This window comes from Pseudomonas panipatensis, assembly GCF_900099785.1.
GTDB classification, from domain to species: domain Bacteria; phylum Pseudomonadota; class Gammaproteobacteria; order Pseudomonadales; family Pseudomonadaceae; genus Pseudomonas; species Pseudomonas panipatensis.
This window is the reverse complement of sequence record NZ_FNDS01000001.1, coordinates 235,620-259,630: the sequence shown is the minus strand read 5'-3', so window position 1 is coordinate 259,630 and position 24,011 is coordinate 235,620. Positions and strand designations below refer to the sequence as shown.

Sequence of the window (24,011 nt, the reverse complement as noted above, 5' to 3'; positions counted from 1 at the left end):
CCCATCGGTAGGGCAATGCTAGGCTCAGGTCATGAACCTCGACCTCGACGATCGCCTGGACCTCGCCGAACAGCTGCTCGTGCTGCTGCGCGCGGCGCCGCAAGGTCTTTCCGAATACCAACTGATCCAGCAACTGAAGGCTGGGCATTCGACGCATATTCCCCACCTTTCGCTGACCGACAAGCTGGTGTTGTTCCGCACCCACTTCCTGGTTTTCAACGCTCTCTATCGACTGCGCGACCAGCTCTGTGGCGATGCCAGCGCCCACCTGCAGATCGGCCCGTTGCACATTCGCCTGATGCCCTGGCAACCGGGTGTGCAGGCACTGGTCGAGAGCGACCCGCTGCGCGACTACTACCTGGACGAGAGCAATCTTCGCGACACCACCGAGCGCGATGTGGAAAAGCTTCTGGAGAGTTTCTGGACGCGCATGCAGGGCGATGGCGAGAAAGCCGCCGCCCTGGCTTTGTTCGAGCTGGAGGACGGGCCGGTGGACTATGCCCTGATCAAGCTGCGCTACCGCCAACTGGTCAGCCAGCACCACCCGGATCGCGGTGGCAGCACCACGCGCCTGCAATCGATCAACAAAGCGATGGAAATACTCGAGCGCTATTACAGCCGCCCATGAAACTTCGATTTGCTCTAACCCCTCGCCGCACGAGGCTATCCGCCCTTTTCTATACTGCGACCTAAGGCCGCACGTGTCGGACGGGCACCGAGTGACGCTGTCCACGCGTCCCCGGCGCTTCGCTGGGAGGCGGCCTGCATAATAACGAGGAGGTTGCTGAGATGATCCATCATGTGTGGGGGCTCTTCACCCATCCCGATCAAGAGTGGCAGGAAATCCGTGGCGAAGAAGAAACCATCAGCCACATGTACCTGACACATGTCTTGATACTGGCTGCCATTCCAGTGATCTGCGCCTATATCGGCACCACCCAGGTCGGGTGGGTGCTCGGTAGCGCCGGCCCGGTCAAGCTGACAGCCACCAGCGCGATACAACTGACAATCCTGACCTACCTGGCGATGCTCGCCGGGGTGGCGGTCATGGGTGCCTTCATCCATTGGATGGCGCGCACCTATCACGCCACGCCAAGCCTGACGCAATGCATCGTGTTCGCCGCCTACAACGCCACCCCTCTGTTCATCGGCGGCGTAGCGGCACTCTATCCGCACCTGTGGCTGGGGATGGTCATCGGCACCGCGGCCGTCTGCTATACCGTCTACCTGCTTTACGTGGGCATACCGGCCTTCATGAACATTCCCAAGGACGAAGGCTTCCTGTTCTCCAGCTCGGTGCTGGCGGTGGGTCTGGTGGTGCTGGTGGCGATGATGGCGCTGTCGGTGATCCTCTGGGGCAGCGGTATCGGGCCGGAATACACCTGATCCGAGCAGCATGAAGAACCGGGCCGAGTGCCCGGTTCTTTTTTTTTGCAGCCTGCCCTGGCGCAGCCGGCCTTTGCCCGATACTCCATCCCCTTGCCTGAATCTGCACGGCGGACGAGTGGATGCTTGAAAGCCTGCGACAGCCCACACATCTCCGGCATAATCAGCGCCCGCCGGAGAAATACTGTATGCCCGAACAGCTCAACGCCCGTGTCGAAGCCTGCTATCAATTGGCAGAGAGCTTCTTCCAGCGCCGCTTCCCGCGCCCGGAGGTGAGCTTCCGGCTACGCGGGCAGAAAGCCGGGGTCGCGCACCTGAACGAGAACCTGTTGCGCTTCAATCCCCAGCTCTATCGCGAGAATCGCGAACATTTCCTCAAGCAGACCGTCGCCCATGAGGTGGCGCATCTGATCGCCCACCAGATGTTCGGCCCACGCATCCGCCCCCATGGCGAGGAGTGGCAACTGATCATGCGCGGTGTCTATGAGCTGCCGCCGGATCGCTGCCACACCTACGAGGTCAAGCGGCGCCGGGCGACGCGCTATATCTATCGCTGCCGCTGCGCGGAGAACGCCGACTTCCCTTTCTCCAGCCAGCGCCACAACCTGGTTGCCCAGGGCCGTCGCTACTATTGCCGGCGCTGCCGAACCACCCTGGTGTTCACCGGCGAAGTCAAACGCGAGTGACGGCGTTCAGCCGATCACCCCGTCCGCCTTCAACGTGGCCACCTGCTCGGCCGAATAGCCCAGCTCCTGCAATACCTCCTCCGTGTGCGCGCCCAGCGCCGCGCCGATGTGGCGAGGCGCCGGCAGCCCCGCGGAGAAGCGGATCGGACAGGCCATCTGGCGCTGACTGCCGGCGTCCCCGCGCGGCACGTCGGTAACCAGGCCACGCGCCTTGATCTGTGGATGCTCCAGCGCCTCCGCGAACGGCAGCATGGGCTCCACGCAGGCGTCCACGGCAGCGAAGCACTCGCACAACTCGGCGAAATCGCGCCTCTCGAATTCGATGGCGATCTCACGCTTGAGCGCCCGCTGCTCCTCGGCCTTGGGCGACAAGCCTCGCGCGGCCAGTTCGGGCCGGCCGATGGCCGCACACAACTGCTGCATGAACTGTGGTTCCAGGCTGCCCACCGAGAACCAACGCCCATCGCGGGTACGGTAGTAGTCGTAGAAGCTGCCGCCATTGAGCGCCAGCGCCTCCATCTGCGGCTCCACGCCACAGGCCAGGTAGCCGGCGCCGGCCATGCCGTTCAGGCTGAAGGCGCAGTCGGTCATGCTGACATCCACCAGTTGCCCCTCGCCGGTCTGCTGGCGATGGATCACCGCCGCCAGCAGACCCATGACGCCGTGCAACGAGCCGCCGGCGATATCCGCCAGTTGCACGCCCAACGGCAGCGGTCCGGTATCGCGGCGCCCGGTGTAGCTGGCAACGCCAGCCAGGGCCAGGTAGTTGATGTCATGCCCGGCACGCTCGCGATAGGGGCCGGTCTGGCCATAGCCGGTGATGGCGACATAGATCAGCCCCGGGTTGATCGCCTTCAGCGCCTCGTAGCCGATGCCCAGCCGCTCCATCACGCCGGGACGGAATTGCTCCAGGACGATGTCGTATTCACGCACCAGTTGGCGCACCACCTCCAGTGCCTCGGGGCGCTTGAGGTCGAGCGCGATGCTGCGCTTGTTGCGGTTCAGGTAGGCATGGCTGGCGGAGACGCCGCCGTCATGCGGCGGCAGCACGCGGATCAGGTCCATGCGCGTGGGCGACTCCACGCGCAACACTTCGGCGCCCATGTCGGCCAACAGCAGCGATGCAAAGGGCCCCGGCAGCAAGGTGGAGAAATCGATGATTTTCAGCGAGGCAAGCGGGCCTTTCATCGGGCGACTCCTGTGTTGTCGTTTTCGCCGCAGCCGCGCCTCACAGCTTCATGCCACGGCTGATGATCTCTTTCATGATCTCCGAGGTGCCGGCGAAGATTCGCTGGATGCGCGCGTTGGCGTACATGCGGCAGATCGGGTACTCCCACATGTAACCCCAGCCGCCATGCAGTTGCACCCCCTCGTCGACTACCTTGCCGAGCAGCTCGGTGGTGAACAGTTTGGCCTCGGCGGCGACTTCCGGGCTGAGTTTCTTCTGGTTGTGGTCCATCACGCAGCGATCGGTGAAGACCTGCGCCACGTCGATCTGCGTGCGCATCTCGGCGAGCTTAAAGCGGGTGTTCTGGAAATGCGCCACGGGGCGGCCGAATGCCTTGCGCTCCCTGACGTAATCGAGGGTCGCCTGCAACGCCGCCTCGGCGCCGGCCACCGCACCACAGGCATTGGTCAGGCGCTCCTGGGCGAGCATGTTCATCAGGTAGTAGAAGCCCCCCTTGGCGTCGCCGAGGAGGTTTTCCTTGGGCACCCTGACGTCATTGAAGAACAGTTCAGCGGTGTCCTGGCTCTTCATGCCGAGCTTCTTCAGGTTGCGCCCGCGCTCGAAGCCGGGCATGCCACGCTCGACCAGGAACAGGCCCATGGCGTGCGGGTTGCTCGGATCGGTCTTGGCCGCGACTATCACCAGGTCGGCGAGCAGGCCGTTGGAGATGAACACCTTGGAACCGTTGAGCAACCAGTGGTCGCCCTTGTCCACCGCGGTGCTGCGCATGCCGGCCAGGTCGGAACCGGCGGAGGGCTCGGTCATGGCCACGGCGAGGATGGTTTCGCCACGGATGATGCCGGGCAGGAAGCGCGCCTTCTGCTCGGCGTTGCCGTATTCGGCGATGTAGGGGCCGCAGAGCGCCGAATGCAGCGGGATCATGAAGCCCGGCTCGTTGATGCGCGCCAGCTCCTCGCACATGATCTGTTCGTAGCGGAAGTCCTTGAGCCCGGCGCCACCGTACGCCTCGTCCGCCCAGGGCAGCAGGAAGCCCTGCTCGCCGGCCTTCAGCCAGACGCCACGGTCGACCACCCCGGCCTCTTCCCAGGCGTCCTGATGAGGCAGTACTTCCTTGCCGAGGAAGGCGCGGAAAGCATCGCGGAACAGGTTGTGCTCGGTCTCGAAATGAATGCGCTGCATGTCGGCAATCCCTTGTGGGTGGAAGTGCCGGCAGGTTAGGTGGCGCCCCTGCCCGCCTCAATGACGCCAACGCTCAGGGTCGATTGACGCTTTCGGTCAAGTCGCTCGAAGCGCCGCAGCACCCCGACAGCGTGACGGGAAGCGCCGACAACGGATCGAACGGCGGGTGGATGCACGGTGCAGCGACCATAAAAAAGCCCCGCCAGGGCGGGGCTCAAACCAGAGGAGTTGCCGTCTCGCACGGCGCGGAAGCCTGCCGAGGGGTCGCCCATGCAAGCTGGGCGACCGTGGCTTCCGTCAGGTGTTTCTTACCACAGCGGCATGGTGTAGCTGAGGATCAGACGGTTCTCGTCGACCGAGTTGCTGGACGTGCTGTTCTGCGCGTAGTTGCTGCGGGTGGTCGCGTTACGCCACTTGATGCCGAAGCCTTTCAGCGCGCCTTCCTGGAAGACATAGGCGATGTCGGTATCGCGTTCCCACTCGCGGCCTTCGTCGCTGGTGTTCAGGCGGTCGATGCCGGTGCCCTTCACGTAACGGGTCATGAAGGTCAGGCCGGGAATGCCGAGGCCGGCGAAGTTGTAGTCATAGCGCGCCTGCCAGGATTTCTCGTCCTTGTTGGCGAAGTCCAGCACCTGCACATAGTTCACCAGGTACGGGTCGGTACCGTTGATGTAGGCGAAGCCGGTGTCGCCGCTCATCTTCTGGTAGCCGAGGCCGAAGGCGTTGTAGCCCAGGTTGTAGGTGAACATGGCGTTGATCGCCTTGTTGTCTACGTTGCTGGTGCCGTCGTCGGTGGACTTGGCGAAGCGGATGTCGGACTTCAGCGACTGGCCATCGGTGATCGGCAGGTTATAGACGGCGGTCAGGTAGTGCTGCTTGTAGAAGTCCTTCAGCTCGCCGTAGTGGTAGCCGGTGCTGAAGTTCTTGTTCCACTGGTAGGTACCGCCAGCGAAGTCGAATTCGTTGGTGGTGGTGCCTTTGGCGAAGCTGATGTTCTTCTTGCCGCCGGTGGTGACAGTCATTTCCTGGTAATCGCTGGAATCACGCAGGTTGGTCTGGTTCAGGCGGCCGCCATCGAGGGTCAGGCCAGCGATCTGCGTGGAGTTCACCGCGCTACCCAGGAAGACTTGCGGCAGCAGACGGCTATCGTTAGGCACGATGACCGGCAGTTTCGGGACCAGGGTACCCACCTTCAGGGTGTTCTTTTCGTAGCGCAGCTTGGCGGTCATACCCAGCTTGCTGTAATCGTCCGGGGCGGAGCCGTCGGCGGTCTTCGGCAGCAGGCCGGTGCCGGAACGTGCCGGGCTGGAGTCCAGCTTCAGGCCCAGCATGCCGATGGCATCGACGCCAACGCCGATGGTGCCGTCGGTGTAGCCGGATTCGTAGCGCAGGATGAAGCCCTGGGCCCACTCGTCAGCCTTGCTCTGCTGCGCCGGAGTGGAGCTGCGGAAGTCGCGGTTGAAATAGAAGTTGCGCAGTTCAACGCTGGCTTTGCTATCCGAAATGAAGTCGGCGTGAGCGACGGTTGGAACGACAATGCTGGCTCCCAGCACGGCCTGCGCCAGTGCACTGGCGGCGAATCCGGCGTGGTTCTTACGGATCATCAAGTTTTCCCCTTATGTTTTTTTAAGCGCTGAACACGGTCGGTGCCTGGCCTGGTGCGCGCCCCCCCAAAAAGGACTCGCGCGGCCATATGGCGGCCGGTATGTGTTGCGGGAATCTTGGCGAGGGGTTATTTCAGATCGACGGCAGCTATATAAACTTTTTATGACAGCGGAACTTTCGCCCCGCGCGAAGCGGGCGGCCGGCTCAGCGCCGGGCGTTATCGCGCCGCAGTTCGGCCAGGCGCGCGGCGAGCAGGTCGAGTTCCGGGCTGGGTGCCTCTGGCAGCAGACGCAGCGTCGCGCGGGTCAGGCGCATTTGCTTGAGAAAACGCCGACAGTTGCGACACACCAATAGATGGCGCCGCACCGCCAACTTCTCGCGCAGGCTCAACTGGCTGTCCAGCAGGTCGCTGGACAGGGCCACCAGTTGCTTGCAGGTCAGCATTGGCCGGTCTCCTCGAAATGCTCCAGGGTGGCGAACAGCTTCAGCCGGCCGCGATGCAACAGCACCCGGACATTGGAGAGGGAAAGCCCGAGAAGATTACAGATGTCCTCCAGTGCCAGGCCCTGGCGCTCGCGCAGCAGCACGACGCTGCGCTGCATCTCCGAGAGGCTGAGCAGGGTCTTCTCCAGGCACTCGCGCAGCTCCTCCTCGGCCAGCAGCGCTTCGGGCGAGTCCTCGTGCCAGGCGAACGGCGCCGGACTCCAGTGACCGTCGGCGGCGAAGCGCGCATCGTCGATGCTGCCATGGGGCGCCGGCAGGTCTTCCAGAGAAACCTCCTGACGTATCTGACGCAGACGGCTTTTGGCAGTATTCGCGGTGATGGTCAGCAGCCAGGTCTTGAGGCTGGCGCGCTCCTGGAAGCCGTCCAGATGGCGCACCACCGCAAGCCAGGCATCCTGCACCACCTCATCGGCCAGGCTGGCACCGACGATGGCCCAGGCCACCGCGCGCATGGCGCCCTGATAAGCGCCGACCAGCTCGCGGAACGCCTGTTGCTCGCCAGCGCGCAAGCGCGCCAGCAGGTCACCGTCGGCCGGGGCCATGGATCAGCGTTTGCGCAGGATCACGCTGCCGATGGAATAGCCCGCACCGAAGGAGCTGAGCACGCCAATGGAGCCGGCGGGCAGGTCGTCCTGGTGCTTGTGGAAGGCAATCACCGAACCGGCGGAGCTGGTGTTCGCGTAGGTATCGAGGATCACCGGCGCCTCATGAGCCTCGGCGTCGCGGCCAAGCAGCTTGCGGGTGATCAGCAGGTTCATGTTGAGGTTGGCCTGGTGCAGCCAGAAGCGCTTGACGTCGCCGACCGGGATGTCGTTCTGCGCCAGGTGCTCGCCGATCAGCTCGGCGACCATCGGGCAGACATCCTTGAACACCTTGCGGCCCTCCTGCACGAACAGTTTGTCGCGCTGGCCGATGCCCTCTTCGGCGGCACGGTTGAGGAAGCCGAAGTTATTGCGAATGTTGTTGGAGAACTGCGTCAGCAACTTGCTGCTGACGATGTCGAACTGGTAGCTGGAGGTGGCCTGGTCGGCGCGCTCGACGATCACCGCGGTGGCCGCGTCGCCGAAGATGAAGTGGCTGTCGCGGTCACGGAAGTTCAGGTGGCCGGTGCAGATTTCCGGGTTGACCATGAGAATGGCGCGGGCCTGGCCGAGTTGTACTGCGTTGGCTGCCGCCTGCAGGCCGAAGGTGGCCGAGGAGCAGGCCACGTTCATGTCGAAACCGAAGCCCTGGATGCCCAGCGCGGCCTGTACCTCGATGGCCACCGCCGGGTAGGCGCGCTGCAGGTTGGAGCAGGCGACGATCACCCCGTCGATATCCGCGGCGCTGCGGCCGGCGCGTTGCAGCGCCTGCCTGGCGGCGTGCACGGCCATCTCGCAGAGAATGCCCCAGTCGTCGTTGCTGCGTTCGGGGATGCGCGGGACCATGCGCTGCGGGTCGAGGATGCCTTGCTTGTCGACCACGAAGCGGCTCTTGATCCCGGAAGCCTTCTCGATGAAGCCCGAGCTGGATTCGCTCAATGCGTGCAGTTCGCCCTTGGCGATGGCTTCGGCATGCTGGTCGTTGTAGTGACGGACGTAGGTATTGAAGGACTCCACCAGCTCATCGTTGGAAATGCTGAACGGCGGGGTGTACAGACCGGTCCCACTGATCACGACTTTATGCACGGTCAATCCTCTTCTCAATCTGGCTGCCAAGCCCGGCAGCATGGTTAGGCATCAAAGCGCCCGCGCATCGGCCGGCACTGGAAAGAATCGCCCTCTTGGGGCTGGCTCGTCGGCCAAGGCGGCTGCGCCCGATGACCCGGCAGTTTGCCAGTCAGTCCAGGCAACGGCACTCCCGGCCGCCCAACGGCGCCCGCCGGGATGCACGATCCGAGCGGATAACCGTGGATTATGCGGTAATTCGCCATGAAATGCCGCCGTCCCACGGCAATTTTCGCGCATCGCCGGCCACGGGCGCTCGATTGAAATTGCCGAACGGGCCCATAGCCAAGGCCAGCGGGCATGATTGGCCGAGCAGCCCTATCATCTTGCGCAATTCCCCTATTGAAAGGATGCCCGCCATGCACGACTCCCGCCCCATGGAACTGGACGAAGACACCCAAGGCTTCGTCAACCAGGTGTTCGACGACGCCCGCCAGGGCAACGGCGAGCGCCTGGAAGAACTGCTGCGCCAGGGGCTGTCGCCCAACCTGCGCAATCAGAAAGGCGACAGCCTGCTGATGCTGGCCAGCTACCACGGTCACGCCGACAGCGTGCGCCTGCTGCTGCGCTACCAGGCCGATCCCGATTTGCGCAACCTGGCGGGACAGACACCGCTGGCCGGCGCCGCGTTCAAGGGCGACCTGGCCATGGTCGAGTTGCTGCTGAGCCATGGCGCCGACGTGGAAGGCGCCTCGCCCGATGGCAAGACCGCGCTGATGATGGCCGCCATGTTCAACCGCAGCGAGGTCGTGCGCGCACTGCTGGCCCACGGCGCCAACCGCGAGGCCTGCGACGCCAGCGGCCTGACCGCACTGGCCGCGGCGCGGATGATGGGGGCGCAAGACACCCTGGCGCTGCTCTCCACGCCAGCCTGAGCGGCCGCAGCGATACGTCCCGCCGGCGCGGGCAAAGCCGGCGCGGCTGGACTAGTCTTCGAGAAGTCCATCCACGGAGGGTTTTCATGCGCGTTCTGATCGCTTCGCTGTCCCTGCTGGCCCTGGCCGGCTGCTCCTCCTACCAGACCGATACACCTTCCAGAGTCCCCGCCGAACGCCTGCTGGCCTACCAGCAGAACAGCCAGGACGATGCCCGGGTTCAGGTTCAACGGGACGTCGGCTTCCTCGGCGGCGGCTGCATGATCGCCTTCAACATCGATCGCCAGTTGGCCGCGCGCGTCGCCGCGGGCGAGTCCGCCAGCTTCCACCTGCCGCCCGGAGAACACATCGTCGGTATCGGCATCGACAGCCAGGGCGACGGCCTGTGCAGCAAGGGCTTCCTGCGCCGCGAGCTGACGGTCAGCCTGAGCAGCGGCGAAAGCGCGCAATTCCGCATCCTCAGCGACGCCAATACCGGCTTCGATATCAAACCGGCCAAACCCTGAGCCAACTCATCGGCGCGCCCGCCCGGGCGCGCCGGGCGATCAACCGTTGAGGCGTTGCAGCAGACGCGCCTGGAGCTTCTCCAACTCCAGCGGATCGCCCTTCTGCGCCGCATGGATTGCCAGCCCCTGGCCGCTGTAGCGCGGCACGATATGCATGTGCAGGTGGAAGACCGTCTGCCCCGCCGGCGCGCCGTTGAACTGCGCCACCTGCACGCCATCCGGCTGCAGCTCCTCGACCAGCACCGCGGTCAGGCGCTGCACCACGCGCATCACCTTGCACAGCGCCTCGGGATCGACATCGAGAATGTTGCGCGCGGCCGAACGCTTGGGGATCACCAGGGAGTGGCCGTAGGACTGCGGGAACAGGTCGAGGAAGGCGAGCACATCCTCGTCTTCGTACAGGGTGTAGCAGGGCGCATCGCCACGAATGATCTGGGCGAAGATGTTCTGCGGATCGTAGGTGCCTTGCAGGCTCATGCGACTGTCCTTGAGCGATGGATCGAAGGCCGCACGATACCGGCTCACGGCGCCGCTGGCATCTCCCCTCGACGCGCCGCGACGGCTAAGCTGGGCGCCTCGATCACTCGACCGGAGCATCCATGTCCGCACTGTCCGCCTTCCCCATCACCGACAAATGGCCCGCCACCCAGCCCGACCGCCTGCAGCTCTACTCGCTGCCGACGCCCAACGGCGTGAAGGTGTCGATCATGCTGGAAGAAACCGGCCTGCCCTACGAAGCGCACCTGGTGAGCTTCGAGCGCAATGAGCAGTTCAGCCCGGAATTCCTCTCGCTGAACCCGAACAACAAGATCCCGGCGATCCTCGATCCCAACGGCCCTGACGGCCAGCCGCTGGCGCTGTTCGAGTCCGGTGCCATCCTCCTCTACCTGGCGGAGAAAACCGGCCAACTGCTGCCCAAGGCCCCGGCCGAGCGCTACCAGGCCATCCAGTGGCTGATGTTCCAGATGGGCGGCATCGGTCCGATGTTCGGCCAGGTGGGTTTCTTCCATAAATTCGCCGGCCGCGAGTTCGAGGACAAGCGCCCGCTGAACCGCTACGTGGAAGAAGCACGCCGCCTGCTCGGTGTCCTCGAGCAACGCCTGGAGGGCCGCGACTGGCTGATGGGCGCGGACTACAGCATCGCCGATATCGCCATCTTCCCCTGGGTGCGCAACCTGGTGGGCTTCTATGAAGCCGGCGAGCTGGTGCAGTTCGAGCGCTTCGCCAATGTCCGCCGCGTGCTGGACGCCTTCCTGACGCGGCCGGCGGTACAACGCGGATTGGCAATTCCGCAGCGCGCGTGAATACCCGCCACCCCCAGGGCCACGGCGGATGACCGCGAAGGGTCATCCGCCCTACGCGGTCGCCGTCCCTCTCGGCAAACGTAGGGCGGCCAACGCGGAGCGCCTCGGGCGCTGCCAGCGAGCTGGCATAGCGCTCAGGCGTCCACCTGGCTCCACTGCTTGGAGAGGCGCTTGTCCGATACCGGCAGCTTGGTCCCCAACTGCTGGGCGAACAGCGAGACGCGATATTCCTCGAGCATCCAGCGGTACAGCTGCAGGTTCGGGTCGCGCTTGCCTTCCTGGGCATGCTTGGCCAGGCGCGCCTGGTACTGCTCCCAGTAGCCAGCCATCTCGCCGCTCCACACGCGGTCGCGCTGGACCTGCCCGGCAACCTTGTCCAGGCGCTGCTCCACGGCCTTGAGGTAACGCGGGTATTCCTTCAGCCACTCCAGCGGCGTATCGCGGACGAAGCCCGGGTAGACCAGCCTGGCCAACTGGCCTTTGACGTCATTCAGCGGCACCGTCATGGCCAGGTCGATCTTGCCCTTGAAGCGCTTCTGCAGGCCGTGCCACAGCGTGAGGATATCCAGCACCAGGCGCGCCAGGCGCTCAGCGTGCTCGGCCCAGGCAGCGCGTTTCTTCTCCGCCAGCGAGGCCAGGGCGGCGCCGTCGCGCGGCAGCTGGGCTTCACCGTCGAGGACGCAACTGTCCAGGCTGGCCAGGAGGATATCCTCGACCAGCGCCTCGACACGCCCGAGGTCGCGATAGAGCAGGCCCATCTCGGTCTGCCCCGGCAGCTTGCCGCGGAGGAACTTGGCCGGCTCGGCGAGCTGTTGCAGGAGCAGGCGCTGTAGCGCGCGACGGTGCTGGTATTCGGCTTCGGCCTGGGTCGGGAAGCGGTTTTCCTTGACCGTACCGGCCTCCTCCACCAGCGCCGGGTAGACAGTCATCGACAGCCCGGCGATCTTCTGCTGGGTCTTCTCCGCCACTTCGGCGAAGCCCTTGGCTTCCACCGGCTTCTGCGCCTTGTCGGCCTGCGGGATGGCCAGCGCGGCCTGGCTGGCCTCGGCGAAGCGCGCAGTCAGCTCGGTGAGGTCGCGGCCTTCGCCGAGGAACTTGCCGCGCGCATCGACCACTTCGATGTTCATGCGCAGGTGGCTTTCCACCTGGGTTTCAGCCTCCGCCCAGGCCTCCTCCGGCACCCGGCTGCCGGTCATGCGTTGCAGCTCGCGACCGAGCGCTTCGGCCAGCGCGCCTTCGGCGAAGACGATCTTGCCCAGCGCGGCGCGGACGAAGTCCGGCACCGGCACGAAGTTCTTGCGGATCGCCTTGGGCAGGTTGCGCACCAACGCCACGCACTTGGCTTCCAGCAGACCGGGCACCAGCCACTCCAGGCGCTCGGCGGGCAGTTGCGGCAGCAACGGCGCCGGCACCCGCAGGGTCACGCCGTCACGCGGGTGGTTGGGCTCGAAGTGGTAGCTCAGCGGCAGCTGCAGCTCGCCCAGGCGCAGTTGGTCCGGGTAAAGGCCGGCGGTGACTTCGCTGGCGTCGCGAGCGAGCACGTCTTCCTCGCGCATGATCAGCAGCTCGGGGTTGTTCGCCCGTTCGCGCTCGTACCATTTTTCGAAACTGGCGGTCTGGTAGATGTCCGCTGGCAGACGTGCGTCGTAGTAGGCGAACAGGGTTTCCTCGTCGGCCAGGATGTCGCGCCGGCGGGCCTTGGCCTCCAGCTCGTCGAGCTTCTCCAGCAATTGCCGGTTGGCCGTCAGGCAGCGCGCGCGGCTGTTGATCTCGCCGCGCACCAGTGCCTCGCGGATGAACAGCTCGCGCGCCACCGGCGGATCGATGGGACCGAAATGCACGGCGCGGCGGCCGACGATGATCAGCCCGTAGAGCGTCACCTGCTCGTAGGCCACCACCTGGCCACGTCTCTTCTCCCAGTGCGGCTCCAGGTGATTCTTCTTCACCAGGTGGCCGGCCAGCGGCTCCAGCCAGTCCGGCTCGATACGCGCGACCATGCGCGCGAACAGCTTGGTGGTCTCGACCAGTTCCGCGGCCATGAGCCATTGCGGCTTCTTGCGCCCGATCACGCTGGACGGATGCACCCAGAAGCGCCGCTGGCGCGCGCCCAGGTAATCGCCGTCCTCACTCTTCTGGCCAATTTGGCTGAGCAGGCCGGAGAGGATCGCCTTGTGCACCGCGGCGTAGTCGATGTCGCGCTTGGGCTCGTCGGCCTTGCTCTCGGTCTTGCGCGGTTGCGCCTTGTCGGCTTTCTCGGCCTTGGCGAACGGCAGCTTGAGTTCGCGGCAGATCAGCGTCAGTTGGCGGTGCGCATCCCGCCACTCGCGCAGACGCAGATAGTTGAGGAAGTTCTTCCGGCACCAACTGCGCAGGGCGTTGGAACCCAGCGCCTGGCGCTGCTCCTCGAAACCGCGCCAGAGGTTGATCAGCGCGGCGAAGTCGGAATCCGGGTCCTTCCACTGCGCATGGGCCTGGTCGGCGGCCTGCTGGCGCTCGATCGGGCGTTCGCGTGGGTCCTGCACCGAGAGCGCACTGGCCACCGTCAGCACCTCATCGAGACTGCCCTGGTTGGCCGCCTCCAGCAGCATGCGGCCCAGCCTTGGGTCGATCGGCAGGCGCGCCAACTGGCGACCCAGCGGGGTCAACTGGCCCTCGCGGTTCACCGCCGAGAGTTCCTGCAGCAGGGTGAAGCCATCCTTGATCGCCTTGCTGTCCGGCGGCTCGATGAAGGGGAAGGCCTCGATGTCGCCGAGCCGCAGATGGAGCATCTGCAGGATCACTGCCGCGAGGTTGGTGCGGAGGATTTCCGGGTCGGTGAAGGCCGGACGCGAGTTGAAGTCCTCTTCGCTGTACAGACGAATGCAGATGCCCGGCTCGACCCGCCCGCAACGGCCCTTGCGCTGGTTGGCGCTGGCCTGGGAAATCGCCTCGATGGGCAGGCGCTGGACCTTGGCGCGGTAGCTGTAGCGGCTGATGCGCGCAGTGCCGCTGTCGATCACGTAGCGGATGCCCGGCACCGTCAGCGAGGTTTCCGCGACGTTGGTGGCGAGGACGATCTTGCGCCCGGCCATGGGCGCGAAGATCTTCTGCTGCTCCGCCGGGGTCAGCCGCGCGTACAACGGCAGCACCTCGGTGTGGCGCAGGTTGGCCTTGCGCAGCATGTCGGCGGCATCGCGGATCTCGCGCTCGCCGGGGAGGAACACCAGCACGTCGCCGGGACGCTTGCCAACCTCGCGCTCATGGGCGGCGATTTCGTCCAGCGCACGGAGGATGCCCTGGTCCACCGAAAGGTCGTCGAACAGCGCCTCGCCGTCTTCGTCCACCTCCGCTGCCAGCGGGTGATACCAGGTCTCCACCGGGTAGGTACGCCCGGAGACCTCGACGATGGGCGCATTGCCGAAATGCCTGGAGAAACGCTCCAGGTCGATGGTCGCCGAGGTGATGATCAGCTTGAGATCCGGCCGGCGCGGCAGCAGGGTCTTGAGGAAGCCGAGGAGGAAGTCGATGTTCAGGCTGCGTTCGTGGGCCTCGTCGACAATGATGGTGTCGTAGCGCTCCAGGTAGCGGTCGTGCTGAGTCTCGGCGAGCAGGATGCCGTCGGTCATCAACTTGATCAGGGTGCTGTCGTCGCTCTGGTCCTCGAAGCGCACCTGGTAACCGACCAGCGAGCCCAGCGGCGTGCCGATTTCCTCGGCGACCCGCGTGGCCACGCTGCGCGCCGCCAGCCGGCGCGGCTGGGTGTGGCCGATCAGGCCGTGGCTGCCGCGGCCCAGCTCCAGGCAGATTTTCGGCAACTGGGTGGTCTTGCCCGAACCGGTCTCACCGGCGATCACCACCACCTGGCTCTTTTCCAGCGCGGCCTTGATCTCGTCGCGCTTGGCGGCGATCGGCAGGCTGTCGTCGTAGCGGATCGCCGGGATGCTGGCGCGCCGCTCGGCGACCTTGGCGCAGGAGGCCTGGAAACGCTCGACCCACTGCGCGAGCCGAGCCTCGTCGGGCTGCTTGCGCAGTTCGTGGAACTGCCGGCGCAGCCGGTGGCGGTCGCGAATCAGGGCCTGATCCAGGCGTTGCAGGAGTTGTTCGGGAGAGGCTGTGGCTTCGGTCATCGGCTGCGCTGGCGTTTCGGCGAAAGCCGGCGGCGCCTGGGAGGCGCGCCGGTCCTGGAAAGTGGCGAATGCGGAGGATTGTCGCAGAGGACCGGCACGGGCCGCCACGCCCAATGCGTGGCGGCCGGATCGAGGCGGGAATCAGATGCGGAATTGACCGACCAGTTGGCGCAGGCGCTCGCCCACGCCATTCAGCTCGCCGGCGGTCTGCGCGCCACGGGCGGCGTCGTCGGCGACCACGTCCACCGAGCCGGCGATCTGATGCACGCTGCGGTTGATCTCCTCGGCCACCGCGGTCTGCTCCTCGGCGGCGCTGGCGATCTGCGCGTTCATCGAGTTGATGGTGCCGATCAGGCTAGCGATGGCGTCCAGCGACTGTCCGGCCAGGTTGGCCTGGCCACGGGTGCGCTCGGCCATTTCGCTGGCGCGCTGCATGGCCTGCACCGAGCCGGCGGTGGTGCCCTGCAGGCGGTCGATCATCTGCTGGATCTCGCCGGTGCTCTGCTGGGTGCGGCTGGCCAGGGCGCGCACCTCGTCGGCGACCACGGCGAAACCGCGCCCGGCCTCACCGGCACGCGCCGCTTCGATGGCCGCATTGAGCGCCAGCAGGTTGGTCTGTTCGGCGATGGAGCGAATCACTTCGAGCACACCGACGATGCCGCGCACGTCCTGGCTGAGGGTGTCCAGGGACTCGCTGCTGCTGCTCACTTCGCCGGCCAGGTCGTTGATCTGGGCGACGCAGAGGTCCACCTCGCGCTTGGCCGACTGGCCCTCGCGATCGGTCTCCTGGGCGGCGTCGGCGGCGCGCTGGGCGCTGCGCGCGACTTCCTGGGCGGCGGCGGTCATCTCGTTGATCGCCGTGGCCACCTGGTCGGTCTCGCCGCGCTGGTCGCCCATGGCCTGCTCCGAACGCTGCGCCTGCTGGGCCACGTCAGCGACCAGCCCGGCGAGTTGCTGGGTGGTGCCGGCCACCTGCTGGACCAGGGCATGGATCTTCTCGACGAATCGGTTGAAGGAGGTCGCCAGTTCCCCCAACTCGTCGCGGCTGCTGACCGGCAGGCGATGGGTCAGGTTACCGTCGCCGGCGGCCATGTCGTCGAGGTTGGCCTTGATCCGCAACAGCGGGCGCACGATGGCATTGCTGGTCGGCAGCGCCACCAGGGCGATCGCTACCAGCAGCGCCAAGGCCGAGCCGAGCATGATCAGCATCAGGTCGTTGATCCGTGCCTGGAAGGCTTCGCGGGCCTTCTGCACATCGCGCTCGATATCGTCGAGGTTCAGCGACGTGCCGAACACCAGGTTCCATTTCGGCAGGTAATGCGCATAGCCGATCTTCGGCACTATCTGACTGCTGCCGGGCAGGGTGAAGCTGTAGTGCACGTAATGGCTGCCATCCTGGCCGGCGCGCACCAGCTCGCGGATGGCGTAGACGCCTTTGGGGTCCTGGTAGCCGCTGAAGTCCTCACCGATGCGCTCTTCGCTGGTGCCTTGGAAAACCCGCACGGCGCGGCTGTCGTAGCCCCAGAAATAGCCGCCGGCGCCATAGGTGAGGCGCTTGAGCAAGGCCACCCCGGCGGCGCGCGCCTCGGCATCGCCTTCGGCCGCCGCCTGGTATTGCGGGCCGACCGCGGCCAGGGCGACATCGACGAATTGTTTGAGCTGGGCCTGGCGGTCTTCGATCAGGCTTTGGCGGATTTGTTGCTCCTGTTGGGCGGAAAGCCGCGTCAGGGCAACGAAGGTCGCGGCGCAGAGCACCAGGGTGAGGATGAGGATCGGGATCAGCGCCAGGCTCAGGACCTTGGCGCGAAGGCGCAGGGTTGGGATCACGGTGTGTGGCCTCCGATGGCAGGAAACGGGGCTACCGTTTTCAGGCTCGATGCGAAAGCCACCTGTGCCCGGTGACGTTTCGTACTGAACCTCGCGGCATCAAAAAACCCGCCGTATGGCGGGTTCCTTGGTTATCGGCTCAGGCTCTGGCCTTCTTTAATTCTTCGTCGCGCAGTTCGCGGCGGAGAATCTTGCCGACGTTGGTGGTCGGCAGGCTTTCACGGAACTCCACGTACTTCGGCCGCTTGTAACCGGTGAGGTTGTCATGCATGTGCTTGACCACCTGCTCCTTGGTCAGGGTGACGCCCGGCTTGGGCACCACGAAGACCTTGATCACTTCGCCGGACCGCTCGTCGGGTACGCCGATGGCGGCGCACTGCAGCACGCCCGGCAGGGTCGCCAGGACGTCCTCCAGTTCGTTCGGGTACACGTTGAAGCCGGACACCAGAATCATGTCCTTCTTGCGATCGACGATGCGCATGTAGCCGTCGTCCTGGATGATGGCGACGTCGCCGGTGCGCAGCCAGCCGTCCTGGTCGAGGATCTCGTCGGTGGCTTCCGGGCGCTGCCAGTAGCCCTTCATCACCTGCGGCCCCTTGACGCAAAGCTCGCCGCGCTCGCCCAGCGCCAGTTCCTTGCCATCGTCGTCGATGACCTTGCACAGGGTCGAAGGCACCGGGATGCCGATGGTGCCGATCTGGATGTTCTGGAACGGATTCACCGACACCACCGGGCTGGTTTCGGTCATGCCGTAACCTTCGCAGATGGCGCAGCCGGTGACTTCCTTCCAGCGCTCGGCGGTGGCCTGCTGCAGCGCCATGCCGCCGGACAGGGTCAGCTTCAGCGCGGAGAAGTCCAGCTTGCGGAAGGCCTCGTTGTTGCACAGGCCGACGAACAGGGTGTTGAGCCCGACGAAGCCGGTGAACTTCCACTGCGCCAGCTCCTTGGCCAGGGCATTGAGGTCACGCGGGTTGGTCACCAGGATGTTGTGGTTGCCGGTGAGCATCATCGCCATGCAATGGAAGGTGAAGGCGTAGATGTGGTACAGCGGCAGCGGCGCGATGAGGATTTCGCACCCTTCATTGAGGTTGGCGCCCATCAGTGCCTTGCACTGCAGCATGTTGGCCACCAGGTTGCGGTGGGTCAGCATGGCGCCCTTGGCCACCCCGGTGGTGCCGCCGGTGTACTGCAGCACGGCGACATCGTCGCTCTTCGGCGTGAATTCGCGCACGCTCTTGCCACGCCCCTTGGCCAGGGCATCGTTGAGTTTGACCGCCTGCGGGATATGGTAGGCCGGCACCATCTTCTTGACGTACTTGATCACCGCGTTGACCAGCAGGCGCTTGAGCGGCGGCAGGATATCCGCGACTTCGGTGATGATGACGTGGCGGATGCCGGTCTTGGGCAGCACTTCCTCGGCCAGGTGGGCCATGTTGGCCAGGCTGACCAGGGCTTTGGCGCCGGAGTCGTTGAACTGGTGTTCCATCTCCCGCGCGGTGTACAGCGGGTTGGTGTTGACCACGATGAGGCCCGCGCGCATGGCTCCGAAAACCACGATCGGGTACTGCAGAACGTTGGGCAGTTGTACTGCGATGCGGTCGCCGGGCTGCAGATCGGTGTTCTGCTGCAGGTAGGCGGCGAAGTCACCGGAGAGCCGATAGAGCTCGCCGTAGGTCAGGGTCTTGCCAAGATTGCTGAAGGCAGGCTTGTTGGCAAAGCGTTGGCAGGACTCCTGCAGTACCGCGAGGATGTTCGGGTACTGGTCGGCATTGATCTCGGCAGAGATACCTGCGGGATATTTGTCCTTCCAGAAATTGTCGATCATGGAAGCCCACTCCTAAGCAACAGCTAATTCGCCGCATATGCGGCTGTTTGTTGTGTTTGTGTCGCTTTTTCCCGGCTCAAGGGAGGAAAAGCGCGCCGAGATTATCAGCTTTGCCTGGTAGCGACCAGCACCAAAGACCGGCCTACCGGTAAAAAAAATGACCGAAAGCAAGGCTTTCGGTCATTTTTATGACATCCGTCGGAAAGCCCCTTTCCAGGGCCTCCGGCAGGGTTTTCAAGGCGCTTTCAGGCGCTTTCGCGCAGCTCGCGGCGGAGAATCTTGCCGACCGGCGTCATCGGCAGGGCGTCCTTCAGGACGATATGCTTGGGCACCTTGTAGCCGGTGAAATTCTCCCGGCAGTAAGCCTTGAGTTCGTCCACCGTGACCCCGCCCTCGCGGGCCACCACGAAGAGTTTCACCGCCTCGCCGGAGCGCTCGTCCGGCACCCCCACCGCGGCACAACTGGCCACCTTCGGATGGGCCATGACCACGTCCTCGATCTCGTTGGGATAGACGTTGAAGCCGGAGACGATGATCAGGTCCTTCTTGCGGTCGACGATACGCACGAAGCCATCCGGGTCGACCACCGCGACATCGCCGGTGCGCAACCAGCCATCGGCATCGAGCACTTCGGCGGTGGCTTCCGGGCGTTGCCAGTAGCCTTTCATGACCTGCGGACCCTTGACGCACAACTCCCCGCGCTCGCCCTGGGGCAGTTCGTTGCCCTCTTCGTCGATCACCTTCAGCGCGGTGCCCGGCACCGGAATGCCCACGGTGCCCAGGCGCGCCTGTTCGCCATAGGGGTTGGTGCTGACCACCGGCGAGGTTTCGGTGAGGCCGTAGCCTTCCACCACCGTGCAGCCGGTAGCGGCTTTCCAGCGCTCGGCGGTGGCCGAGACCAAGGCGGTGCCGCCGGAGTTGGTGACCTTCAGGTTGGAGAAATCCAGGTTCTTGAACTCGGGATGGTCCATCAGCGCGACGAACAGGGTGTTCAGCCCCAGCAGCGCGGAGAAGCGCCACTTCTTCAGCTCCTTGATGAAGCCGGGAATGTCGCGCGGGTTGCTGATCAGCACGTTGTGGTTGCCGTTGTGCATCATGCACATGCAATTCGCGGTGAAGGCATAGATGTGGTACAGCGGCAGCGGCGCGATCATCACCTCGCCCCCCTCGTTCATCAGCCGGCGGCCGTCCGGGCCGTGCTGCGACAGGCAGGCATCCACCTGCAGCATGTTGGCCACCAGGTTGCCATGGGTCAGCATGGCGCCCTTGGCCACGCCGGTGGTGCCGCCGGTGTACTGCAGCACGGCGACGTCTTCGAGACCGACCTTGACCGGCTGCAGCGCATGGCCACGGCCCTTGCGCAGGACGTCCTTGAAGGCCACCGCCTGTGGCAGTTGATAGTCCGGGACCATCTTCTTCAGGTGCTTGACCGCGGCGTTGACCAGCCAGCCCTTGGCCGTTGGTTGCAGATCGCCCATCTGCGCCTCGATCAGGTATTCGATAGCGGTATCCGGCAGCACCTCCTGCACCAGCTTGCCGAACAGATTGACGTAAACCAGCGCGCGCGCGCCCGAGTCCTTGAACTGGTGGCGCATCTCGCGGGCGGTGTACAGCGGGTTGGTGTTGACCACCACCAGCCCGGCGCGCAGGGCACCGAACACGGCAACGGGATATTGCAGGACGTTCGGCATCTGCACGGCGATGCGGTCGCCGGGCACCAGGTCGGTGTTGCGCTGCAGATAGGCGGCGAAGGCGGCGGAGAGGCGATCCAGCTCGGCATAGCTCAGGGTCACGCCCATGTTGCTGAACACCGGCCGATCGGCGAAGCGTTTGCAGGAGCGTTCGAATACTTCCACCACCGACTGGTAAGCCGCCAGGTCGATCTGGCTGGGTACCCCGGCGGGACGCTTGTCGTTCCAGAAATCCGCTTGCATTTGTTGTTGTCCTCTCTGCCTGCAAGTCTGTTTCGCGCCGATCGCCCAAGGCGGCCCGGCCGCGGCCATCCGTCGGAAAGTAGCAGTTGGGCGGACAGGCGCAAATACTCCGGGGGCCCTCATTGACCACGTGAATCTCGCGCCACCGCCCCGGGATGCTGCGCAGCGGGCGGCGCTGCTAGAATGCCGCGACCCCGAGCCGGCACCAGGAGTGCCCATGCCGTACGCCGCCTATTGGCTGACCGCCGCCGACGAGACACCGCTGTACACCCATCTCTGGGCCGCCGAGGCGCCCAAGGGCGTGGTGATGCTCTCCCATGGCATGGCCGAGCACGCCGGGCGCTACGCGCGCCTGGGCGAAGCGCTGAATCTCGCCGGCTATTCGCTGCACGCCATCGACCAGCGCGGCCATGGTCGCAGCGCCGAGCATGGCGACCTCGGCCACTACGCCGACCATGGCGGCTGGGGCAAGGTGATCGGCGACCTGCAGACCCTCAACAGGCATATCCGCGAACGCGAGCCGGGGCAGCCGATCTTCCTGCTCGGCCACAGCATGGGCAGCTACATCGCCACCGCCTACCTGCTGCAACACAGCGACAGCGTCCGCGGCGCCGTGCTGTCCGGCTGCAACTACCAGCCCGTGGCGCTGTATCGCCTCGCGCGGCTGATCGCTCGCTTCGAGCGCTGGCGCCAGGGCCCGCTGGGGCGCAGCGCGCTGATCGAGTTCATCTCCTTCGGCGCCTTCAACAAGGCCTTCAAGCCCAACCGCACCCCCTTCGACTGGCTCAGCCGCGACGCCAGGGAAGTGGACAAGTACCTGGCCGACCCCTTGTGCGGCTTCCGCTGCAGCAACCAGCTGTGGCTGGATCTGCTCGGCGGCCTGGAAGAAATCACCCCGGTGGAAAACCTCGCGCGCATCGCCCCGCAGCTGCCGCTGCTGATCATCGGCGGCGAGCGTGATCCGGTCAGCCAGGGCCGGCGCCTGCGCGATCTCGCCGCGGCCATGACTCGCGCCGGGCTACGCGACGTCCAACAGCAGATTTATCCCGAGGCCCGTCACGAAGTCTTCAACGAGACCAATCGCGACGAGGTCATCCGCAACCTCATCGCCTGGCTGGACGGAGTGCTCTCCGCCAGTGCCGGCATGACATCCGAGGAAAAAGCATGAGTCAGGTGCAGAACGTCCCCTACGAAGAACTCGAAGTCGGCCAGAAAGCCAGCTTCGAACGCGAAGTCGGCGAACGCGACATCCAGCTGTTCGCGGAAGTGTCCGGCGACCGTAACCCGGTGCACCTGGATGCCGACTACGCCGCCACCACCCTGTTCAAGGAGCGCATCGCCCACGGCATGCTCAGCGGCGCGCTGATCAGCGCGGCGATCGCCACCACCTTGCCCGGCCCGGGCACCATCTACCTCGGCCAGAACCTGCGCTTCACCCGCCCGGTGAAGCTCGGTGACCGTCTGACGGTGGCGCTGGAAGTCCTGGAGAAGCTGCCGAAGAACCGCGTGCGCATCGGCACCCGCGTGCTCAACCAGAACGGTGAGGCAGTGGTGGAAGGCGAGGCCGAGGTGCTGGCACCGAAGCAGAAGCTCGACATCGAGCTGCCGGCGCTGCCGCCGATCACCATCGGCTAAGGCCATGGCGCAACGACAAAGCCCCGCATCGCGGGGCTTTGTCGTTTCTGCGGATAAAAATGCGGGCAAAAAAAACGGGCGACTCGAAGTCGCCCTAAGTGCCTTGCGTGCTCTGTGTAATCCGAAAGGATCGTCGTCTCAGTGACGATGCGAGTCCTTCCAGATGAAATATCCGACACCACCGAAAAACAGGACCATCAGGCCAACCGTAATCACTCCGGCAAGAACCACCTCGTCGATGAACATGATGCTGGCCTCCTGTTGCCCTGTCTGCTTGGTTGATGGGCTCAGGTTAGCGGCGTGGGGGGCGCCGATATTGACTTGTGTCAATGGCCGGAAAAGGCTGCCCCGGCACCCCACGGATCACTGACGCAGATCAAGTTCGGCGCGTGTCAGGCTGCGGTGCATGGCCGCGGAAAGCGGCCAATGGCGGGGGTTCGGGAGGGAAAAGGCAGGAAAACGCGGGTAACGCGAGGGGTCGATCAACGCTTCTTCGGCTTGCTCTTGCCCTTCTTGCGCGACTTGCCCAACGGCAGCGCCTGCTCGAAGGCCTTGCGCACTTCCTGCAGACGTTTCTCATGGACGTCGTGAATGCGCTTGTCGCGCTCGGCGTTGAAGTCGATCAGTTTGTCGTCGTTGCTCATGGCTGGGCGTGCACCAGGCGGAAAGTCAGGTTCAGGCGGGGAGCGACCGGGCGCCGCGTCTTGGCCACCTGATGCTGCCAATAATGCTGTGTTGCGCCGGCCATGACCAGCAGCGAACCGGATTCCAGCTGCAGGGAGTGCTCGATCGCGCCATGGCCCTTGCGCCGCAGGTCGAAGCGCCGGGTGCCGCCGAGGTTCAGCGAAACCACCAGCGGATTGCGCCCCAGCTCGGGTTCGTCGTCGCTGTGCCAGCCCATCGAATCCTGGCCGTCGCGGTAATAGTTGAGCAGTACGCCATTGAGCGGCTGGCCGACGCTTTCCTGCACCCGGCGACGAATCTCCGCCAGCAGCGGCGTCCAGGGTAATGGCCGATGCACCAGGCCGGAGTAGCGATAGCTGGCCTCGGCGTCGCCGTACCAGGCGACCAGGCGCGGCACCGCATAGTCGCGACCGTGCAGGCGCACGCTGGGCTGCTCCCAGGGGGTCTGCGCGAGCAGGCGCGCGAACCAGTCCGCCGCGGTCGCGGCATCGCACCATGGCGCGATCAGGCGCAATTCGGCATTGGCGAGCTGAATGGGGGCATCGGCGAACAGCATGGCGCACGCAAGGCTGGGCAGTGGATGACGCTGGACAGCGTACTACGTCGCGCTCACACCTCGATATCGATCCACAGCCCCTTGCGCGGCGCGTCCTCCACCTCCTCGACGCGTTCGTCGGCAGGCGCCTCGTCCGCCTCGGGCGACGCCTCGACGGATGCGGACGCGCGCCGACGGCGCCGACGGTACTCCTCTTCCGGCTGCAATTCGGCGGGGCGGCGCTGCAAGGTCACGGCGGCATCGGCGGAGACGGCTTCGACCGGTGCGACCGGAGCCACCTCCGGCCGCGACCGGGGTGGGTCCTGCTGCGCCGTGACCGGCTGCAGGCTGCTGGGGATCGGCGGCAACATGGCTGGATCGTCCTCGGCTGATTCGGGTGGTCGGCTCAGGTTGTCGGCTCGGGGCGCCGGGCTGAATCCGCCTCGCTACACTTCCCAGGAATTCCACCAGCCACCCCGGCCCCGGCCGGAACTGCGCGGTGTCACCAGGGATCATGGTCGCCAG

General features: G+C 65.2%; 24 protein-coding genes. 8 read left to right on the top strand and 16 right to left on the bottom strand.

Annotation, left to right across the window (positions count from 1 at the left end):
- Window positions 1-31 precede the first annotated feature (31 nt).
- From BLQ74_RS01260 to BLQ74_RS01250, 3 genes are all read left to right on the top strand, one after another.
- On the top strand, window positions 32-628 hold the full coding sequence (locus tag BLQ74_RS01260) for a DNA-J related domain-containing protein (protein ID WP_090260022.1): 597 nt from the start codon (window positions 32-34) through the stop codon (window positions 626-628).
- Between the two features lie 161 nt (window positions 629-789).
- Window positions 790-1,386, top strand: a complete 597-nt coding sequence (locus BLQ74_RS01255; RefSeq protein WP_090260020.1) for a Yip1 family protein — start codon at window positions 790-792, stop codon at window positions 1,384-1,386.
- Window positions 1,387-1,574: 188 nt separating this feature from the next.
- Window positions 1,575-2,072 (top strand): SprT family zinc-dependent metalloprotease, encoded by a 498-nt coding sequence (locus BLQ74_RS01250; protein WP_090260018.1) that lies wholly within the window; start codon window positions 1,575-1,577, stop codon window positions 2,070-2,072.
- Between the two features lie 6 nt (window positions 2,073-2,078).
- Here BLQ74_RS01250 and BLQ74_RS01245 read toward each other — a convergent pair whose 3' ends face one another.
- The 7 genes from BLQ74_RS01245 to BLQ74_RS27375 form a co-directional block, all read right to left on the bottom strand.
- On the bottom strand, window positions 2,079-3,260 hold the full coding sequence (locus tag BLQ74_RS01245; protein WP_090260016.1) for a CaiB/BaiF CoA transferase family protein: 1,182 nt from the start codon (window positions 3,258-3,260) through the stop codon (window positions 2,079-2,081).
- 40 nt (window positions 3,261-3,300) lie between these two features.
- Window positions 3,301-4,440 (bottom strand): acyl-CoA dehydrogenase family protein, encoded by a 1,140-nt coding sequence (locus BLQ74_RS01240; protein ID WP_090260014.1) that lies wholly within the window; start codon window positions 4,438-4,440, stop codon window positions 3,301-3,303.
- A 308-nt stretch (window positions 4,441-4,748) separates the two neighbouring features.
- Window positions 4,749-6,044, bottom strand: coding sequence for an OprD family porin (locus BLQ74_RS01235; RefSeq protein ID WP_090260012.1), 1,296 nt, complete (start codon window positions 6,042-6,044; stop codon window positions 4,749-4,751).
- Window positions 6,045-6,249: 205 nt separating this feature from the next.
- Window positions 6,250-6,489 carry an anti-sigma factor family protein gene (locus BLQ74_RS01230; RefSeq protein ID WP_090260010.1) on the bottom strand — a complete coding sequence of 80 codons (240 nt, stop codon included), beginning with the start codon at window positions 6,487-6,489 and terminating at the stop codon, window positions 6,250-6,252.
- Entirely contained in the window at window positions 6,483-7,091 is a 609-nt protein-coding gene (locus tag BLQ74_RS01225) for an RNA polymerase sigma factor (RefSeq protein ID WP_090260008.1), read from the bottom strand. Before BLQ74_RS01225 ends, BLQ74_RS01230 begins: the two co-directional genes overlap by 7 nt.
- Window positions 7,092-7,094: 3 nt before the next feature.
- A complete protein-coding gene (locus BLQ74_RS01220; RefSeq protein ID WP_090261137.1) occupies window positions 7,095-8,216 on the bottom strand; it encodes a beta-ketoacyl-ACP synthase III in 1,122 nt (373 codons plus the stop codon).
- A gap of 226 nt (window positions 8,217-8,442) precedes the next feature.
- Window positions 8,443-8,616: a hypothetical protein gene (locus BLQ74_RS27375; RefSeq protein WP_170842749.1), complete on the bottom strand. Its 174-nt coding sequence runs from the start codon at window positions 8,614-8,616 to the stop codon at window positions 8,443-8,445.
- On the opposite strand from BLQ74_RS27375, the gene BLQ74_RS01215 reads away from it, so the two are divergent.
- Complete coding sequence (locus tag BLQ74_RS01215) at window positions 8,615-9,130, top strand: ankyrin repeat domain-containing protein (protein ID WP_090260006.1); 516 nt, start codon at window positions 8,615-8,617, stop codon at window positions 9,128-9,130. The two genes, BLQ74_RS27375 and BLQ74_RS01215, sit on opposite strands and share 2 nt — an antisense overlap.
- Before the next feature lie 86 nt (window positions 9,131-9,216).
- Window positions 9,217-9,636 carry a 3-isopropylmalate dehydratase gene (locus BLQ74_RS01210; RefSeq protein ID WP_090260004.1) on the top strand — a complete coding sequence of 140 codons (420 nt, stop codon included), beginning with the start codon at window positions 9,217-9,219 and terminating at the stop codon, window positions 9,634-9,636.
- A 39-nt stretch (window positions 9,637-9,675) separates the two neighbouring features.
- Here BLQ74_RS01210 and BLQ74_RS01205 read toward each other — a convergent pair whose 3' ends face one another.
- Complete coding sequence (locus BLQ74_RS01205; protein WP_090260002.1) at window positions 9,676-10,113, bottom strand: HIT family protein; 438 nt, start codon at window positions 10,111-10,113, stop codon at window positions 9,676-9,678.
- Window positions 10,114-10,235: 122 nt separating this feature from the next.
- On the opposite strand from BLQ74_RS01205, the gene BLQ74_RS01200 reads away from it, so the two are divergent.
- Window positions 10,236-10,940: a glutathione S-transferase N-terminal domain-containing protein gene (locus BLQ74_RS01200; RefSeq protein ID WP_090260000.1), complete on the top strand. Its 705-nt coding sequence runs from the start codon at window positions 10,236-10,238 to the stop codon at window positions 10,938-10,940.
- Between the two features lie 134 nt (window positions 10,941-11,074).
- On the opposite strand, the gene hrpA is transcribed toward BLQ74_RS01200, so the two are convergent.
- The 4 genes from hrpA to fadD2 all read right to left on the bottom strand — a co-directional run bounded on the left by hrpA (window position 11,075) and on the right by fadD2 (window position 20,632).
- Complete coding sequence (gene hrpA / locus BLQ74_RS01195) at window positions 11,075-15,046, bottom strand: ATP-dependent RNA helicase HrpA (protein ID WP_090259998.1); 3,972 nt, start codon at window positions 15,044-15,046, stop codon at window positions 11,075-11,077.
- A gap of 141 nt (window positions 15,047-15,187) precedes the next feature.
- Window positions 15,188-16,873 carry a methyl-accepting chemotaxis protein gene (locus BLQ74_RS01190; protein ID WP_090259996.1) on the bottom strand — a complete coding sequence of 562 codons (1,686 nt, stop codon included), beginning with the start codon at window positions 16,871-16,873 and terminating at the stop codon, window positions 15,188-15,190.
- 139 nt (window positions 16,874-17,012) lie between these two features.
- Window positions 17,013-18,698 (bottom strand): long-chain-fatty-acid--CoA ligase FadD1, encoded by a 1,686-nt coding sequence (fadD1, locus tag BLQ74_RS01185; protein ID WP_090259995.1) that lies wholly within the window; start codon window positions 18,696-18,698, stop codon window positions 17,013-17,015.
- A 245-nt stretch (window positions 18,699-18,943) separates the two neighbouring features.
- Entirely contained in the window at window positions 18,944-20,632 is a 1,689-nt protein-coding gene (gene fadD2 / locus BLQ74_RS01180) for a long-chain-fatty-acid--CoA ligase FadD2 (protein WP_090259993.1), read from the bottom strand.
- Window positions 20,633-20,849: 217 nt separating this feature from the next.
- Between fadD2 and BLQ74_RS01175 the strand changes: the two genes are divergently transcribed.
- Entirely contained in the window at window positions 20,850-21,800 is a 951-nt protein-coding gene (locus BLQ74_RS01175) for an alpha/beta hydrolase (protein ID WP_090259991.1), read from the top strand.
- Complete coding sequence (locus BLQ74_RS01170; protein ID WP_090259989.1) at window positions 21,797-22,267, top strand: MaoC family dehydratase; 471 nt, start codon at window positions 21,797-21,799, stop codon at window positions 22,265-22,267. Before BLQ74_RS01175 ends, BLQ74_RS01170 begins: the two co-directional genes overlap by 4 nt.
- Window positions 22,268-22,405: 138 nt before the next feature.
- Here BLQ74_RS01170 and ccoM read toward each other — a convergent pair whose 3' ends face one another.
- From ccoM to BLQ74_RS01155, 4 genes are all read right to left on the bottom strand, one after another.
- Window positions 22,406-22,513: a cytochrome c oxidase subunit CcoM gene (gene ccoM / locus BLQ74_RS27885; RefSeq protein WP_280139796.1), complete on the bottom strand. Its 108-nt coding sequence runs from the start codon at window positions 22,511-22,513 to the stop codon at window positions 22,406-22,408.
- A gap of 236 nt (window positions 22,514-22,749) precedes the next feature.
- Window positions 22,750-22,911 carry a hypothetical protein gene (locus BLQ74_RS27370; RefSeq protein ID WP_090259987.1) on the bottom strand — a complete coding sequence of 54 codons (162 nt, stop codon included), beginning with the start codon at window positions 22,909-22,911 and terminating at the stop codon, window positions 22,750-22,752.
- Complete coding sequence (locus BLQ74_RS01160) at window positions 22,908-23,507, bottom strand: alpha-ketoglutarate-dependent dioxygenase AlkB family protein (protein WP_090259985.1); 600 nt, start codon at window positions 23,505-23,507, stop codon at window positions 22,908-22,910. Before BLQ74_RS01160 ends, BLQ74_RS27370 begins: the two co-directional genes overlap by 4 nt.
- Before the next feature lie 53 nt (window positions 23,508-23,560).
- Complete coding sequence (locus BLQ74_RS01155; protein WP_090259983.1) at window positions 23,561-23,857, bottom strand: aspartate-semialdehyde dehydrogenase; 297 nt, start codon at window positions 23,855-23,857, stop codon at window positions 23,561-23,563.
- Window positions 23,858-24,011: the final 154 nt, after the last annotated feature.

Excerpts from the sequence above, each read along its gene's own strand:
- fadD1 (WP_090259995.1), bottom strand. The coding sequence starts at position 18,698 with ATGATCGACAATTTCTGGAAGGACAAATATCCCGCAGGTATCTCTGCC.
- BLQ74_RS01255 (WP_090260020.1), top strand. The coding sequence starts at position 790 with ATGATCCATCATGTGTGGGGGCTCTTCACCCATCCCGATCAAGAGTGG.
- BLQ74_RS01200 (WP_090260000.1), top strand. The coding sequence starts at position 10,236 with ATGTCCGCACTGTCCGCCTTCCCCATCACCGACAAATGGCCCGCCACC.
- hrpA (WP_090259998.1), bottom strand. The coding sequence starts at position 15,046 with ATGACCGAAGCCACAGCCTCTCCCGAACAACTCCTGCAACGCCTGGAT.
- BLQ74_RS01155 (WP_090259983.1), bottom strand. The coding sequence starts at position 23,857 with ATGTTGCCGCCGATCCCCAGCAGCCTGCAGCCGGTCACGGCGCAGCAG.
- ccoM (WP_280139796.1), bottom strand. The coding sequence starts at position 22,513 with ATGTTCATCGACGAGGTGGTTCTTGCCGGAGTGATTACGGTTGGCCTG.
- BLQ74_RS01245 (WP_090260016.1), bottom strand. The coding sequence starts at position 3,260 with ATGAAAGGCCCGCTTGCCTCGCTGAAAATCATCGATTTCTCCACCTTG.
- BLQ74_RS01205 (WP_090260002.1), bottom strand. The coding sequence starts at position 10,113 with ATGAGCCTGCAAGGCACCTACGATCCGCAGAACATCTTCGCCCAGATC.
- BLQ74_RS01215 (WP_090260006.1), top strand. The coding sequence starts at position 8,615 with ATGCACGACTCCCGCCCCATGGAACTGGACGAAGACACCCAAGGCTTC.
- fadD2 (WP_090259993.1), bottom strand. The coding sequence starts at position 20,632 with ATGCAAGCGGATTTCTGGAACGACAAGCGTCCCGCCGGGGTACCCAGC.
- BLQ74_RS01160 (WP_090259985.1), bottom strand. The coding sequence starts at position 23,507 with ATGCTGTTCGCCGATGCCCCCATTCAGCTCGCCAATGCCGAATTGCGC.
- BLQ74_RS01175 (WP_090259991.1), top strand. The coding sequence starts at position 20,850 with ATGCCGTACGCCGCCTATTGGCTGACCGCCGCCGACGAGACACCGCTG.
- BLQ74_RS01170 (WP_090259989.1), top strand. The coding sequence starts at position 21,797 with ATGAGTCAGGTGCAGAACGTCCCCTACGAAGAACTCGAAGTCGGCCAG.
- BLQ74_RS01225 (WP_090260008.1), bottom strand. The coding sequence starts at position 7,091 with ATGGCCCCGGCCGACGGTGACCTGCTGGCGCGCTTGCGCGCTGGCGAG.
- BLQ74_RS27375 (WP_170842749.1), bottom strand. The coding sequence starts at position 8,616 with ATGGCGGGCATCCTTTCAATAGGGGAATTGCGCAAGATGATAGGGCTG.
- BLQ74_RS01235 (WP_090260012.1), bottom strand. The coding sequence starts at position 6,044 with ATGATCCGTAAGAACCACGCCGGATTCGCCGCCAGTGCACTGGCGCAG.
- BLQ74_RS01230 (WP_090260010.1), bottom strand. The coding sequence starts at position 6,489 with ATGCTGACCTGCAAGCAACTGGTGGCCCTGTCCAGCGACCTGCTGGAC.
- BLQ74_RS01210 (WP_090260004.1), top strand. The coding sequence starts at position 9,217 with ATGCGCGTTCTGATCGCTTCGCTGTCCCTGCTGGCCCTGGCCGGCTGC.
- BLQ74_RS01240 (WP_090260014.1), bottom strand. The coding sequence starts at position 4,440 with ATGCAGCGCATTCATTTCGAGACCGAGCACAACCTGTTCCGCGATGCT.
- BLQ74_RS01260 (WP_090260022.1), top strand. The coding sequence starts at position 32 with ATGAACCTCGACCTCGACGATCGCCTGGACCTCGCCGAACAGCTGCTC.
- BLQ74_RS01250 (WP_090260018.1), top strand. The coding sequence starts at position 1,575 with ATGCCCGAACAGCTCAACGCCCGTGTCGAAGCCTGCTATCAATTGGCA.
- BLQ74_RS27370 (WP_090259987.1), bottom strand. The coding sequence starts at position 22,911 with ATGAGCAACGACGACAAACTGATCGACTTCAACGCCGAGCGCGACAAG.